This is a genomic window from Dictyobacter kobayashii, assembly GCF_003967555.1.
GTDB lineage: Bacteria > Chloroflexota > Ktedonobacteria > Ktedonobacterales > Ktedonobacteraceae > Dictyobacter > Dictyobacter kobayashii.
In genome coordinates this window covers 944,810-960,571 of the sequence record NZ_BIFS01000002.1, presented here as the reverse complement: position 1 = coordinate 960,571, position 15,762 = coordinate 944,810, and the positions used below count along the sequence as shown (strand labels likewise).

General features: G+C 47.8%; 7 protein-coding genes and 1 pseudogene. 4 read left to right on the top strand and 4 right to left on the bottom strand.

Annotation, left to right across the window (positions count from 1 at the left end; translation table 11 throughout):
• Window positions 1-120: 120 nt before the first annotated feature.
• Window positions 121-3,132 (bottom strand): NACHT domain-containing protein, encoded by a 3,012-nt coding sequence (locus EL645_RS30910; protein ID WP_161977835.1) that lies wholly within the window; start codon window positions 3,130-3,132, stop codon window positions 121-123.
• Between the two features lie 1,120 nt (window positions 3,133-4,252).
• Here EL645_RS30910 and EL645_RS45940 point away from each other — a divergent pair.
• From EL645_RS45940 to EL645_RS30890, 3 genes and pseudogenes are all read left to right on the top strand, one after another.
• Window positions 4,253-4,644 (top strand): annotated as a pseudogene (locus EL645_RS45940) (DUF4135 domain-containing protein); the annotation flags it as partial.
• 50 nt (window positions 4,645-4,694) lie between these two features.
• Window positions 4,695-6,770 (top strand): type 2 lanthipeptide synthetase LanM, encoded by a 2,076-nt coding sequence (lanM, locus tag EL645_RS30895; RefSeq protein WP_126556113.1) that lies wholly within the window; start codon window positions 4,695-4,697, stop codon window positions 6,768-6,770.
• Window positions 6,771-6,903: 133 nt separating this feature from the next.
• On the top strand, window positions 6,904-7,161 hold the full coding sequence (locus EL645_RS30890) for a mersacidin/lichenicidin family type 2 lantibiotic (RefSeq protein WP_126556110.1): 258 nt from the start codon (window positions 6,904-6,906) through the stop codon (window positions 7,159-7,161).
• A gap of 148 nt (window positions 7,162-7,309) precedes the next feature.
• Here EL645_RS30890 and EL645_RS30885 read toward each other — a convergent pair whose 3' ends face one another.
• The 3 genes from EL645_RS30885 to EL645_RS30875 form a co-directional block, all read right to left on the bottom strand.
• Complete coding sequence (locus EL645_RS30885; RefSeq protein ID WP_126556107.1) at window positions 7,310-8,470, bottom strand: carboxylate-amine ligase; 1,161 nt, start codon at window positions 8,468-8,470, stop codon at window positions 7,310-7,312.
• A gap of 291 nt (window positions 8,471-8,761) precedes the next feature.
• Window positions 8,762-9,556, bottom strand: a complete 795-nt coding sequence (locus EL645_RS30880; RefSeq protein ID WP_126556105.1) for an alpha/beta fold hydrolase — start codon at window positions 9,554-9,556, stop codon at window positions 8,762-8,764.
• Between the two features lie 249 nt (window positions 9,557-9,805).
• Window positions 9,806-12,085 (bottom strand): PAS domain S-box protein, encoded by a 2,280-nt coding sequence (locus EL645_RS30875; RefSeq protein ID WP_126556102.1) that lies wholly within the window; start codon window positions 12,083-12,085, stop codon window positions 9,806-9,808.
• Between the two features lie 598 nt (window positions 12,086-12,683).
• Here EL645_RS30875 and EL645_RS30870 point away from each other — a divergent pair.
• Window positions 12,684-15,716, top strand: a complete 3,033-nt coding sequence (locus EL645_RS30870) for an ATP-binding protein (protein ID WP_126556099.1) — start codon at window positions 12,684-12,686, stop codon at window positions 15,714-15,716.
• Window positions 15,717-15,762 lie beyond the last annotated feature (46 nt).

The window sequence follows — 15,762 nt, the reverse complement described above, 5'->3', positions numbered from 1 at the left end:
TTTATGGCGTGGTGTAGAAAAATGCGACCAGAGCATTTTTCTACACCACGCCATAAAAACAGCCTGGGCGCGCCAGTGCACGTCCGCTATTATTTAAACCGAGGATCGGCGCTTCAAGACTTAAAGTATTAAGCGTGACGATATATGTTCGTTGGTATCATCCACTGTTTCACTTGTGCCCCTGGGTGTAAGGGCCGCAAAGTAGTCCAATAGCAGGCGATGTACAAAAATGTATCCTCCTCCAACTTTGCGTAAGAGAATACGTTCGGTGGCGAAATCGAGAAATTGTGCGTAATTCCAGGGCATGTCTTCGCTATGCCAGAGGAGGATGCGCAGAACTATATGTTGTATACAGGCCCAGCCCCCGATTAAAAGCCCTACTAACAAACCGCAGGATGGCCCTATGTAGAGCGCATTGTGCAGTCCAAAGCTCAGCACTTGATTGATACCTTCATCGAGCAATATATTTAGTTGTTGGCTGGATTGATCGCTCAACATCATTCCAAGACCTTGACTCAACAGATAGTAGGATCTTGTGAAGACGAGCAGCATTAAAATGTGAATGCCCCAGGTGGCGCATGTACAAATGATCCCTACAATCAACCCATTGCGCGCTGAGCGGCCAATCCCCTCGTTGGGCGTCATCCGGCGCTGTTCCTCAAGCTTATGATTCGAGAGCCCGTTTAGCAGACCTAAAATAAAGCAATAGCTCAGGCCAATACTCAAGCCTGTACTGAGTCCAAAACCAAGCCCAACAATCGCACGATAAATAAGTTCCGTGTCATTGCCCAGGGCTAAAATTTTATTCACTTCAAAGCTTAAACTGCGTGCCAGCGCTACGCTAGGTCCAAAGATCAAGGCATTGCTCAGGCCGATGCTTGATCCGACGAGGCCACCTACTAATAATCCTTGCTTGATGTAACGTGTACTGATTAGTCCTTTTAGTAAACTTTTTGGATGCCAGGTAAGGATCTCGGTTAGTTGGATGGTTGGGCTTCTTTGTGAGAAGAAGAGTAAAAGTAGTAATGAAATTAAGCCGAAGCTAATGCCCACAATCAAGCCAAAGCCGATGCCAATGATGGGCCCGATCAGAAAGCCAAAACTGAGCCCGGTGCTCAGTCCGATTAAGGAGCCGATCAGAATGCCTTGCTTGACTAAATTATAGGTTCTCCGTTTGCCATTGGTACTGGCCGTCGGCGCCAGTACAATACTTAAGAGCATACTGGTTAGACCAAGGGCGCTGCCGATAATTAATCCTTTGGATGGATCATGCCAGGTATAGCCACCCGGGATAAGAATTGCAATCAAGGCAACTCCCAGACCATTGCGAGTTGGTCCGTGGCTGATGAGCCGGTTCAGCCAGGTCTCCCAGCCTCGACCGGTCGGTCGTGTCTTTAAATCAGGTAATGGTTCAAGCGTCCTGCCACTTAATAGTCCTCCCAGGAGTCCTCCCATCAGACCGTAAATAGTACGTATGGTTACGGTTAAACTACCTAAGAAGAGCAGACTGACGACCAGACTAATCAAGGCACCGATGCAGGTACCGATAAGTTGTATTGCCAGGCGTTCGTAGATGCGTTGAGATCTCGGCTCTTCCAGCCAGTCAGCCTGGATATGCTCGATGTAAAAGACGCTTTGATTTTGTTGTTTCATTTGCCGGGCCAGGTAGGCTAGCCATTGAATGGTCTGGGCGGGAGGATGACTGGTAGAGTTTCCACGTCGGCTAAGCATGCGTTGTACATACGTGGCAAAAATCTGTTGCCGTTTGCTATCCATCGTACCATTTTGCAGAATCTCGTCCAATGGCATCCCGTGATAAGCCAGTGCCAGTACACTTAACATCAGTGGCGTGGTTGCCAGTTCCTGCAGGTAGAAGTCTTGTTGTAGTGCGACCCGCAGTGCCTCTAATGGTTTGCCGACTTTCTTGAGGTATTGTTCAATTTGGCGGGGAGCCAGTGGCTGGATGACTACCGCCATTTGCAGACTTAATTGTGTGGATAAGTTGTGATATTCTGCGCTGCGGCTACACACTACTATTGGCACTAGCCCGTGTTTTTGGCGGAAGAGATTGATCGCATCGATACAGGCTGCACGGTGTGTCGCGCTAACTTCATCAAGTCCATCTAATAATAATAAAATCCCTTCGGTCTCGACCCAGTTCTGGCCTACCTTTCTTGGGACCTGGTACTTATCGTGGAGTTCATCAATTAGCCAGTCGTGTATGGAGGCACGCCTGATTGCCCACGAAGAAAGGTTGAAGACTACTGGTAATAAATGATTTTCGTCTTGCTCGGCTCGATCTAGCAGGTAGCGTGTTAGCTCCAACAGCAGTGTGGTCTTGCCCGCCCCGGGCTCTCCCAATATGAGCAGGGCACCATCAGCCTCATCATAGACCTGGGCGATTGAGGTATTGGCTGGCAATGTTCGTTTGGCCTGGGCCGACTCTTGCAGTAGATGCCAGGGATTAATCAGGGCATCTGGCCTTGTTTGCAGCCCGAGTTCGATCAGGGCGGCATGATGAAGTGAATGCTCAAGTACATCCGTTATCCAGAAGCGCCGTACGCGTTTGAGTAGATGCTGGCGATTGCTTTTTTCCTGGGGCGCGTGGGCGGTTTTTATATTCCTGAATACGGTATTATCAATACTTTCTGGGGGATAGTATGGTGAGGCTTTCTCACCTGCCCGGTCCGCCATTTTGTGTTGGGTGCTGGATGTTCTGTTATCCTTTTGTGGAAAGTGCTCCAATAAGCCTGTTAATGCTGTATCTGGCTTTTTCCAATAGCCTGGCTCGCGGAGCAATGTTTCCTCACCTCCAGCCACCGTCTTATAAATATCTTCTTCAGGCAGAAACGCCCCTTGTATTAGTAAGTTTTGTGTGGGGGGGGTCAGCCCCAGCGAATAGGCATCCATTTGAAATATGGTGCATAGCGCCTGGCAGTAGCGGGGGGTAGGAAAAAGTATCCCTTTTTCCCAGTATTCTACTATGTCCGGATCAGGCTCACCTGGCCCAAAGTTCGGTAGATGATTGATATGCCTGGCGACGTCTTCTAGCGTCCAAAACCGTCGTTCCCTTTCTTGTTTAAGCCTCTGGTTCGGCGCTACCATTTCTCTTGGACAAATTTTTTCTCCCATCCCTTTCTTCCTCCTTCGCATTGCCCTTGAGGTGTTCCTCTACTCTTGTCCTTTCGTTCTCTGCTGTAAGCCAGTAATATGCGCGCATTGAACGATGCAAAATCATTATAACATGTTAGCCGTTATTACGTGTTTGTTGCTTCTATTTATCCTATATGATGGTACCTTTTAGTCTTGTATATCTGGCAAAATATTCCTACTCACTTATAGAAATGTTTTAAATTATTGTATATTATATTCAAATGCCAGGAATGTATTGATTGCTTGACGTATGCCGAAAATAATTTCATAACAAAATTATACTGTTAAATGTAGTGGTCTGTAAGAGGGGATGTGATGAAATGATAGGAGAGGGGCATAAGACGACAACTGGCACGCCACAACGGGCAATTTCTGCCTCCTGGTATCGTGCTCTCACCTTGACTGAACGTGTGGCTCTGTGGAGAGCTGATGGTAAGCTCAAAGTCACTTATGATCGCCTCGATTCTGATCTGGCGGCCCGTAAGCTACGATGGTGGAAGGAGCTACCCCCTTTTCAAAATGAGGCGCAATTCGTTGCTCGCCTGGCCATTGATGACCTTTCAGAAGAAGATCTGCTCTATCTATTGGCTGAGCCAATAGAGGTTATGCAGCAGAGGGTTGCGGGCGATCTGATCTGGCTGGATAAATTGATGCAGGCCTTTACTCTGAATGATAAGGACATGCCGTGTCCTCTTCCCTCATTGCAGGAAGAAGAAGGGGTAGATTTACTTGTTGGGGCTATTCGTCCTCTTCTACGTAGCGCCTGGAAACGTGTCTATGTGGAGATGCAAATATTCCTCCAACGTCAGAAACATCCTCCGTTTGATCCTCAAACTGTGATGACCTTGCTTTTCCGGCAATTGCCGGGCCAGCTTTTACTGAAAGTGAGCAAGGTATTGGCCCTTGAGCTGAATGTGATGCGCCTGCAAGGGCGTTTACAGGGCCCAACCCCTGAGGCGCGTTTTGCTTTTTTTGTGGATTGGTGTAGCCAGCCACAGGTCATGTTGTCTATCCTGTCTCGATATCCAGTCCTGGCCCGCCAGTTGATGGCACAGATGGACCAGTGGCGTGAAACTTCATTGGAGTTTCTGCGACGTTTATGTGCCGATTGGAAGGAGATTCGGACTCTCTTCTCCCCGAGGAAGATCCTGGTTTCCTGGTTGAGGTGTTATGTGGAGCCGGGGACTCACATCGAGGGGGCCGAAGTGTTTTCCTCTTGCGCTTTAGCTCTGGCCTGCGGCTGGTTTATAAGCCGCGCTCTTTGTCGGTCGATATCCATTTCCAGGAATTATTACAATGGTTAAATGTCAGAAGCAAATTGCCGCCGTTTCGCCTGCTCCGCTTTTTGGATCAAGGGACTTATGGATGGTCTGAGTTTATTGAAGCCTGTGATTGTACTTCCCCGAGCAGGTTGAGCGCTTTTACATTCGGCAAGGAGCTTATCTGGCTCTCTTATATACTTTGTCTGCGACCGATGTTCATGCGGAAAATCTGGTGGCAGCTGGTGAGCAGCCAGTACTGGTTGATCTAGAGGCGTTGTTTTGTCCTCGTGTTCGACAGCAGGAGGTTACGGGGCTGCAGGCACTGCTGTTGATGAGGTGTTGCAAGCGTCTGTGTTGTCGGTGGGCTTATTGCCTTATCGTTTCTGGTCGAATGAGCAAGTCGCCGGGATGGATATGAGCGGTATGAGTGATATACAGGGCCAGATAATCCCGGTCGCAATGCCGACATGGGCCAATGTTGGTACGGATCAGATGCACGTTATACGCGATTTCGCTACTTTGATGGGCCGCAGAAATCGGCCCTATCTGAATGGGCAGCCGGTAGCTCTCTCTGACTATCAGCATTGTATCGTGTTTGGCTTTGTTTCTATGTATCGTTTATTGGTTGCTGACCGTGAGGCGCTGTTGGAGACGATATTGCCCATTTTTGCGCGTGACGAGATCCGCATGATTTTACGACCTACCATGGCCTATAGCTTGATATTGCAGGAAAGTTTTCATCCCGATGTGTTACGTGATGCTCTCGATCAGTATCGCTATATGGATCGTCTATGGTCAATTACGCTTCAGCAGCCGCACTTAGCCAGCGTGATTGCCGCGGAACGGGCTGATCTGTTATCGGGGGATGTGCCTTTTTTCTTGACCCAGGTCTCCAGCTATGACCTCTATACCAGTGGAGGAGAGCAGGTGGCTGCATTCTGTTCGCATAGTGGGATGGATATGGCCGTGCAGCGTTTAACGCTATTGGATGATACAGATTTGTTGCGGCAAGTATGGATCATCCAGGCTTCTTTGGCGTCTGTGGCAGGCCAGGAGCAACATTTTCAGCCCCCGATTCTACCGCTCCGTGCTCCTGTCTCTCCTGCCGACCCTGAGCGCTTGCGCGCTGCGGCTGCCAGAATTGGACGGCGGTTAGAGATTCTATCCATTCACAATAGTTCTGGTGTTGACTGGCTAAATCTATCATTGGGGACCCATCAGGAGTGGCATATTAGTGCTGCTGGCTATGATTTATATAATGGCCTCGCTGGCATCGCTTTTTTTCTGGCCTACCTTGGTGAAGGCGAGGACCAGGAAGAGGCTGCTGAACTGGCTCGCACGATTGCTTCTTCTATCTGCCAGCAGTTGCTGCCATCCTCTTCTTCTCCTCTGTCAATGCAAGGCGTGGGGGCTTTTGCAGGCTGGGGCTCGCTAATATACCTCTTTTCCCATTTAATTGCGCTCTGGCATGAGCCCTGGTTATTGGAGGCTGTGGAGCGTGTGCTTGAGCATATCGAGCCATTGATTGAGCAAGATCGGCAGCTCGATATTGTGCATGGTTCTGCTGGCTGTTTGTTGGCGCTGTTGAGCTTATATACCGTACTACCCACACCCCGGGTTCTTGCTAATGCTATCCGTTGTGGTGATCATCTGCTTCAATCCCTGGACCTGGCCGCCCGGGATGTATCAATGGCCACCCTGCGGCAAAACGGATTGTTAACCGGATATGCGCATGGGGCCGCTGGCATGGCTCTGAGCCTGGTGAAGCTGTCTGCTGTCTGCCAGCAAGAGCGCTTTCGCAGTGCTTCTCTCCCCCTACTCTCTTTCGAGCGACAGTTGTTTTCAATTGCGCATAAAAATTGGCCTGATTTGCGGAACTCGCCGTGGTCTAATGCGCAGGATCAAGCGACCATTAATGATGAGGCACATTTTGTGGTGGCATGGTGTCATGGCGCGGCTGGCCTGGGGCTGAGCCGTATGGAGTTACTGAAATATGAAGATACTGCCATCCTGCGCCAGGAAGTGGATGTGGCTCTACAAACAACCTTAAAGGAGGGCTTTGGTTCTAACCACTCGCTTTGTCATGGGGACCTGGGCAATTTAGAATTGCTGCTAACTGCTACACAACATTTAGGCATGACTCAATATTTGGAGCCGCTTTCCCAACTGACTGCGATGCTACTTGAATGTGGTGAACGCACAGGTTGGGTGACCGGTCTTCCTCTCGGTGTCGAAACTCCTGGGATGATGCTGGGATTGGCAGGTATTGGCTATGAATTCTTGCGCTTAGCGCAGCCGCAAGCCGTGCCTGATCTGCTTATTCTGGCCCCTCCTGTTCGTATGATGGCTGAATAAGACCATCGTAAGGATGCCGACGCATTTTTTCTTGTGTGTTTGGCTGCGAAGGTTTTTTATCGTACATATGTAGCCTGTATGTTGTAGCTTTGGAAGTGATTTACTCTCGCTTCCATGTAGAAAGGATGTTCCTATGTCTTCTATAGATATTGTGCGCGCCTGGACAGACGAAGCGTATCGCCGTAGTCTGAGACCCTCTGATCTGGCACAGCTGCCTGCCAATCCAGCGGGTGAGATCGAGCTTATCGATGCCGATCTCGCGACGATTTGTGGCGGAACTGGCATTGGCATTGGCGTTGGCATTAATCGTTCAAGGGAACAATTTTCACTTGGATGTTCTGCCGATTGTTTGAAGTCTTCTTATTGTTTTACATTCGGACCGTGCTGTTAGCACTGGAGAAAGGGTACCATATCGCAACGATTAATGCGTTAGCTGCTTTGACATCTGCCCATTTTGTGTTGGTGCGGATGCATTTTCTCGCATCCGCACCAGCCTATCGCTTTAAGGCCGTTTCCTGGCAGGAGAAGCCGGCCGGGCTTTAATGTTGAGCAACTTTATGCTGTAGCTCTGCTACTAAAGGGTGTTGCGCTACACCCCTGGCAGTTTCAGCTACGATAAAGTCTACGACGTCTTGATGACGTTCTGTGTTTTTGAAGGCTGTTCGTTGGCGCATTGCTCCGTTGCCATGCCGCAATGTTGCATTGACCAGTGTGGAAATCTCTGCCCACTCGTTATTCTCTTTGAGGACTGGGCGTAGCAGAAGCAGAAAGCGTTCGATCAGTTCATGTGCTGGTATGATGCTGCCAGCATCTGCATCTGTCAGATCTTGTTCTAAGCCATAGCGAGCCGCACGCCAATGGGCAGCTCGTAATACCTCGTTGGGTACCGTTGGATATGGAATACCTTGACGAGCTTGTTCCGCGCAGGTCTGGACCAACGCACGGATAAGTCCAGTGAGCATGACGGTTTCGTCAACTGTCATACATACATCCATGATTCTAAATTCAATTGTTGGATAATGCTCTGATAGGCGAATATCCCAGTAGACATGACTGGCATCTTCCAGTGTGCCGGTTCGTATGAACAGGCGTATCAGATCATTATATGCGGCGCTGGTCGGAATATAAGGCGGAGGCCCTGCTATTGGCCACCGCGACCAGATGATGCTGCGGAAACTGGCATAACCTGTGTCTGCTTTTAGCCAGTAGGGAGAGTTGGCGCTAAGTGCCAGTAGTGGCGCGAGCCAGAGGCGCGCCCGGTTGATGATCTGGAGCGCCAGCTCTCGATCAGGACATCCAATATGCACGTGACATCCTTGAATAACCTGTTCATGGCTTAGCTGCTGGTAGTTTTGTTGTACCTGTTGATAGCGTGGCTTTTGCGTGATTTGTTGCTCGTTCCAATGCGAAAAAGGATGGGTGGCGGCGGCTGCGATCCAGCAATTAGCTTTGGCGGCGGCGCTGATCAAGCCGGCACGCATGTGGATAACCATATTACGTACTTCGGACAATGTGTAGCAGATGGGTGATGCGGTTTCGATTTGGCTGCTCTGTAGCTCGCTATCAATGTGTTGTTGCAGGTCTGGCTCGATAAAAGAGAGGATACTCTGGGAGGCCGAGGTCAGGGCCCGGGTATGTGGGTCGATAATCTGGTATTCTTCCTCAATACCAATGCTCCAGGATTTGGGATCAGATGACATGCGTTGCTCCTCATTAAAGATAGCAGGATAGGACGGTTGGAGTGGAGTTCGACGCTGGAGCTGCCATAGGGGAGCGTTATCTTACATTGATCCGCTCGTTCATTTGCTGTTGCTTGCTCTTTTCTAGTTTGCCTTGCTACATGTGTCAATTTGTGTGTTTTTGTCTCACTCTTTCGATACGGACGTCCAAGAAATTCGTAATGTGTCTACGGCCTTCTATTCTGTTCCTGCAATCGCTGGATGAAGGTCTCCGGGGCTATATTTTCCTGGTTGCATATGGGGAGACGTTTGTCATTGGATGATTGAGTCAGGCTGCGCTGGATGTAGAAATTGCAGCACATGTTTGTTGAAGAGGGGAGCCTGCTCAAACATACAAACGTGACCTGCGCGTGTCAGCACGATGAGTTGGGCTTGCGGTATTTCTTGCACGAGCGTTTGGCCCAGTTCGGCCGGTACCAGGGTGTCGTGTTTTCCCCATATTAATAGCGTTGGCATGCTGAGATCGCTGATATGCTCGCGATTGTTGTGGCTCAGTAATTGTTGGGCGGCATTGAGCAGGGTCAAAGGACCTGTACGTATGGTGTCGTAGGTAAGAATAGGCCAGAAGGCCGGTGATGTATGTGATATACCGCGCCATAAGGGTAACAGGTAATGATAAAACTGGCGTTCAGGCGGCATAAAGGCCGGCGCTACCAATACAAGTTTATTTACTACATCGGGACGCCTCGCGGCTAGTTCGGTACAGATAAAGCCTCCCATCGAGTGACCAATGAAGTGCGCCCTGGGTAGTTCTACTTCCTCCATCCATTGCAAGAGCCAGGAGGCTGTTTTGGAGAGCTGAAAATTCTGGCGCTCCTGCCGCATTGAACCAAAGCCTGGCAGATCGATTAAATAGAGACGATAGTGCTCTGATAGTTGCTCTAGATTCCGACTCCACCAGTAACTGGATGCACACAATCCATGTACCAGCACAATAGCTTCCCGGGGCGCTGCTTGATCTTTTAGAGCCGAGTTGACCAGCTGGTAGTGCACGGGACGTTTCTCGATAAAAACTGTATGGTGCGATAAACGGATAGGCGTTTTCATGATCAAAATATATTTCTGTCTATTGGCGCAGGAAAATGGGTCGCTCAGGAACGCAGAGCCCTACAAATATTAGTTATTACTAATAATACTACTCTCACGCTCCTTTTGGCTACTGGCCAGCAACGCTAACGATGGATATTCAAAATTGTTTATATAATGTGGTGTAGAAAATGCTCACAGAGCATTTTCTACACCACATTATATAAACAGATGCGGGCGTGTCAGCGCACGTCCGCATCTTTAAAAAATCTAGCGCTGTAAGCCTGGATGTGTAGAGACTGGAGCTACCTCCAGTGTATCCGGTTGCTTAAGCGGCAACGAGAACCAGAACGAAGAGCCCTTGTTCTCCTGACTGATAACCCCTACCTGTCCGTTGTGGCGTTGGATCAAGATCTGGCAGATGTGGAGTCCTAGACCAAGATTGACTCCGTGGCCCTTTTTGTCTTTGGCATTGGCTGCACGATAATAGCGATCCCAGATATGTTTTTGCGCCTCTTCTGACAGACCCTGTCCTTGATCCTGCACCCATACGCGGGCCTCGTTCTCATCTTTGGTTACTTCTATGGTCACGGGCGTATCTGGATTCGAATATTTTAGCGCGTTCGTAATGTAGTTGGCGACTACCTGGCTGATGCGATCGCTATCGGCCGTGACTTGTAGTTGTGTTTGTTCGGGCAGGATCAAGTAGATAGGGTGATTGCCTTCTGCATAGCGTATATCTTCGACTGTTTCCTTTACAACATTGATGAGGTCACAGGGCTGCATCGCGAGCTCTAACTTATCGATTGCTAGCCTGGAAGCATCCAGCATATCGTTAATCAAGCGATTCTGTACGCGTGTCTGGCGTAGCGATTGTTCGAGTAACTTGCCTAGCTTGTTAATCATAATCTCTACATCAGGTGGCAATGTTTCGGGACGATTGTGTAAGAAGCGTTGTATACGGCGCTGGGCAAGCTGCATACTTCCGTTAATAGCAGTAAGTGGGGTGCGTAATTCGTGTCCAACAATACTCATAAAGGTTTCTTTTTGCTTTTCTAGCTCTTTTTGGGAGGTGAGATCTACAATAATGGCGGCGCAGAGGGGCCGCTCATTATTGACCATCACGCCTGCCATCAGTACTGGTACGCGCTGCCCATGCTTATTGTAATACTCTTTCTCCACAGGCGTGAACACACCTGTGTTCAGGAGATCTTCGACCGCTTGACGGTCTATCTCCTTGTAATCCATCGGTGTAAAATCTTGCCAGTTTAATTTGCCGTTGGCAAGATCTTCCCTGGTATAGTCGAGCATCTTTAGCAATTCGTCATTGGCTTCATAGATTTTTCCATCTAGATCCGCCAGGGTGAAGCCCATAATATTGGCGTCTATCAAAGTTTTGAATTTATGTTCGCTGGCCCGCAATGCTATTTCTGTTCGCTTGTATGGCGTAACATCGTTGTAAGTGACCGATAAACCTTCGGGGATTGGATGCAGGTGGACGTCATACCAGTGCTGGGTTGGTTCAAAGATCGCTCCAAATTGGATGCTATGTCGAGAACGGACGGCTTCATACGCCTTTTCTTCAAAGATTGTGCCTTTAAGGGCAGGTACCGCTTCCCATATATTTTGTCCAAGCAGTTCTTCCATTGGTTGATGGATAAATGTAGCTGCTTGCTGATTTACATAATTGAAGCACCAGTTATGGTCAAGCAAGAAAAAAGCGTCTCTGAGACTTTCCAGTATGGTATGGAGTCGGTGGTTTGATTCGTTTAATTGGTTTTCTTTTTGCCTTTGCCGGCTGACATCAATCGCCATTCCGATCATCCTGGTAGGCTTTTTATGCTCATCATAGACGGCTCGTCCCTGTACTTCGATCCAATGCTCGCGCTGATTCTTATCAACAAATACGTATTCATCGAAGTAATTCTCGCCAGTTTGTAAAGCACGCTGAATCGCATGCTGATTGGCAATCTGGTCGGCAAGATATAATGATTGCTCTTCTTGAGCCATGTTATTGAGGGCCGCTAGTATCTGGGTCTCAATGGTGGATTGGACGTTGGCAATGTCCCAGGCCCAAAAGCCAATTTCTTTGGCTTTAGCAGTCAAAAGAAATTGATCTTGTAGTCTTTGCTCCATTTGTTTTTTGTCGGTGATGTCTTGATTGGCAATCAAAATGTGCATGGGATGGCCTTTTTGGTTTTTAAGGATTGTCTGGCTGCTTTTTATAATAATCGATGTGCCATTCCGACTGGTCTGCACCAGTTCGCCTTCCCAATGATCCTCTTTCAAAAGCCTGAACAGGCTATCCTGGTCACCCTCACTGGGCCTGGTTTGAAGTAGTTCGTGGTAAATGCGTCCCATCGCTTCCTGGCTTGTCCAGCCATATAGCCTTTCGGCACTATGATTCCAGCTTTGAATATGCTGTTGAGAATCACAAATAATCATTGCATCATGGGACATCTCAATGAGTTCCGTGAGTAGCTGCTCTTCAATTTGCTGAGGCGGGGCCGTGTATGTCCTCATCTGTTTGTTCTGATACGATTTTACCATAATTCCTTCAGGAGTAAGAGATGACTTTTCTTTTTCCAAATCCTACCTCTTTATTATGCTTCTATTGCACTTAAGTTGTGCTATCTCTGTAGTACGATCACCCTCTGGCTTCATCATGATTTATAAATGAGGCTTTATTATAGATGTGTTTTTTCATCTATAGTAGAGCTATTTAGATGACTATCGGATTCGTTTGCTTATTATACCATGTGATTGCCAGTGCATGCATTTGTTATCAATAATCTCTGGATATATTTTGGAGCAGACTATTTATAGTAGAGTCATGGATAGGGATGGCAAGATGTTATTTTCTTATGTAAAGCTGATGCATATCCTTTAATCCTTTGCTGTTACCCGTTAGATCTGCAGGCGTTTTACCAGAAGAGATTACCATAATTATTTAAATATTGGCTCTTTAATTTAGGGCGTTGATGCGGTATGATAGGATGGACCTGGCCACCCCCTATTTGCATGAATATCGTGGGAATAGATAGCTACATTGTGCTTATTTACCCGGTCACTTCTCGTTTTGGGATTTGTAAGTGACTATGATGGACGTTCATTGAGACATCTCTCATTTTAATAAAAAGAGTGCATTATGATCAATAATTCACAGCTACAACCACGGAAAGATGCACAGCGCAGCTTGATTGCACAGTTGCGTAAGCGATTATTTATTTCCGTTGCATTTTTAGTGCTTTGTCTGCTGCTAAGCTCTGTTGCTAGTTTCTATGTTTCTAGTAATCAGCAGCAGTTGGGAGAGCAAAAAGTTGCATTACATGATAATATAAATGGCCTGTTGCAAGCTATGATCGATCAGGAGACAGGTTTACGTGGCTATATCGCTACTAATAATTCCTCTTTTTTGCAACCTTTCACCAGTGGCCAGCAGAACTATACCTCTTATTTGCAGAAATTAAAAACTGCCATTTCGTCAGATAGTTTTCATAACACGGCTCTGGCTCTGGATCGGGTGGAGGGGCGTGTCATAACCTGGACAAATAATTATGCTAATCCGCAGTTGGTGAATATGCGCAAAGGCGATTTGAAGACTGCTCGCTCAGATAACCTGAATAGCCGTGGTAAAGGCTATTTCGATGCTCTGCGCGCGGATGTGGCGTTTATGCAATCTACCAGCGATAGCGATCTGGCTGTATTACAAAACGGTGTGAATATACGAGGCTGGTCCTTCCTGGGTTCCTTAATTGCTTTAACTTTAATTGTTATCGTTTACCTCTGGTATACTTTTCGCTTATATGTGGCTGTGCAGAGGGAGCAACTGGATAATCTTAAGTCTGCGACCACGGCTTTTGGGGCTGGCGATTTGACGGCTCGTGTGAAGGAGGGCCGTGACAGTGAGCTCAATGAGGTTGGCCTTACCTTTAACAATATGGCCGAGGTCTTACAGGAGCAACAGGGTATTTTAAAGGATCGCGATATCCTTGAGCAGGTAATGCAACTTAATACGCTCTTGACTGAGTCCCTGGATCTCTCTCTTTTGATGCAGCATTTTTTTCAACGCCTGTTGAGTTTGCTGGATGTGCAGATCGCGGCCTTGTATTTGTATGATGATAAGCATAAACAATTAGAACTTTCCTCTTCGCGCGGTCTGCAATTTGCTGGCCGGCAGACGATTTTTGCTCTGGGTGAGGGCCTGGTTGGCCAGGTGGCGCAGGATCGCGAGCCCCTGCTGGTAACACGACAAAGCCCAGCCACGGAGGCTTTTTCTATTAAGACGGTTATTGGTGAGGTTTTACCTTCAACGCTTTATCATTTGCCTCTTATTCAGGGCAATGAGTTGATGGGCGTGCTGGTGGTCGGCTCTGTTTTTTCTATGAGTGAGCGCACCCGCAATGTCATCCAGGTCGTGGCCAGTAATGTAGCGACCGCTGTTCGTAATACTCAGACCTATGAACATACGCAGCAACAGGCACGCGAGCTGGCTGAATATTCGCATCAGCAAGAATTGAGCAATCAAGCCCTGCGCCAGCAACGTGATGAGTTAACGGTGCTCAATTCAGCCTTAGAAGAGGCGAATCGTGTGCGTAGCCAGTTTTTGTCTACCATGTCGCATGAATTGCGTACCCCGCTGGCCTCTATTATTGGTTTTAGCCAGATCATTATGCGCTCAGAGCAAAAATCTCCTTTGTCGGGCCGCCAACATGATAATGTCGAGCGCATCTTGAAGAATGCTCAACACTTATTGAGCTTGATTAATGATGTTCTGGACCTGGCTAAGATTGAGGCTGGTCGTATGGATATCAAGGCTTCTGAAATTGATGTGCAGGAGTTATTGAACTCGGTGGTGGAGGAGACACGCTCAATTGCTCTTGAGCGTAAGTTACGGCTCTCGACTTCGGTACAAGAGGGGATTACTACTATTGAGACGGACCCGCGTAAGGTTCGTCAAATTTTGTTGAATCTGGTCTCAAATGCTTTGAAATTTACTGAGAAGGGGTCGGTGACTGTATCGGCGGTTCGACAATCTGTTCCTAATGGACGTGACGATGGGGTTGAGCAGATTGCTATCTCGGTTGTGGATACTGGCATTGGTATCAGTAGCGATAAGCAAGAGCATATTTTTGAGGCTTTCTATCAGGTTGATAATAGTAATAGTCGTAGCTATGGTGGCACTGGCCTGGGACTCTCGATCGTTCGCGAATTGACCTTGCTGCTGGGCGGTAAGGTTGAGATCCAAAGTGAGGAGGGGAAAGGTTCTACCTTTACTATTGTGCTGCCCATACACCTGCGTGATCAGCGCTTTATACATGAAATGCGATTAAATACACTGCAGGATCAAAAAAATATTACCACCATTCTACCAAATGAGGAATTGCCTTTGATCGCTGATACGGCAACTTTGCGCGCGGTTCATAATGTTGAGCCACTGGATAAAGATGCTTACCTGGTAGTGGCTGTCGATGATAATCCTGATGTGCTCCAATTGATTGCTGCTTCTCTGGAACAGACCCCTTACCGCGTGGTTGGTGTTCAGGATTCAAGCAAGGCGATTGAGATTATTCAGGAGCTGCGCCCTAAGGTAATTACGCTGGATATTATGATGCCGCGCGTTAATGGCTGGCAGATTCTGCATCAACTAAAATCTAATCCCGCGACCGTTTCGATTCCGGTGATTTTATTGACTGTGCTAGAGGATCGTTCGGCTGGTTATGTGTTGGGAGCTGATGAGTATCTGGTTAAGCCGGTTGCTCGTGATGCCCTTCTGAATGTGCTGCAGCAATTGACAACCAGAGAACCCGTAGCTGTACATGATCTGTCAGATTCACCGTTTGAGCCTCAATCTTTAGAGGGAAGCGCTTTGATTGGTGATACCGTTACTCCCTCTGCTAGTGGTAATAGCTTGCGAAAGCCAATCCTGTTGGTCCATAATGAACCCAATATCCATCTCTTGATTGATAAGTTAAAAGATAAAACCGGCTATGTCTTGCAGCGAGCTTCAGAAGGTCAGGACTTGATGAATGTAATCGAAAAGGTACGGCCAGATCTTCTGATGATGCTAATTCATGCTGATGATGGTAATTTATTGGGAGAGCGTATAAAATCTGTTGTGGAGCAATCGCCTCCTCCGTATTCTGTCAATGAAGATTCAGAGGGCACACGCTCTTCCTGAAAATCTGCTAATACGATGTATAATTATCTTTAGCCAGTATATTCTT

Excerpts from the sequence above, each read along its gene's own strand:
- EL645_RS30885 (WP_126556107.1), bottom strand. The coding sequence starts at position 8,470 with ATGTCATCTGATCCCAAATCCTGGAGCATTGGTATTGAGGAAGAATAC.
- EL645_RS30870 (WP_126556099.1), top strand. The coding sequence starts at position 12,684 with ATGATCAATAATTCACAGCTACAACCACGGAAAGATGCACAGCGCAGC.
- EL645_RS30880 (WP_126556105.1), bottom strand. The coding sequence starts at position 9,556 with ATGAAAACGCCTATCCGTTTATCGCACCATACAGTTTTTATCGAGAAA.
- EL645_RS30875 (WP_126556102.1), bottom strand. The coding sequence starts at position 12,085 with ATGGTAAAATCGTATCAGAACAAACAGATGAGGACATACACGGCCCCG.
- EL645_RS30910 (WP_161977835.1), bottom strand. The coding sequence starts at position 3,132 with ATGGGAGAAAAAATTTGTCCAAGAGAAATGGTAGCGCCGAACCAGAGG.
- EL645_RS30890 (WP_126556110.1), top strand. The coding sequence starts at position 6,904 with ATGTCTTCTATAGATATTGTGCGCGCCTGGACAGACGAAGCGTATCGC.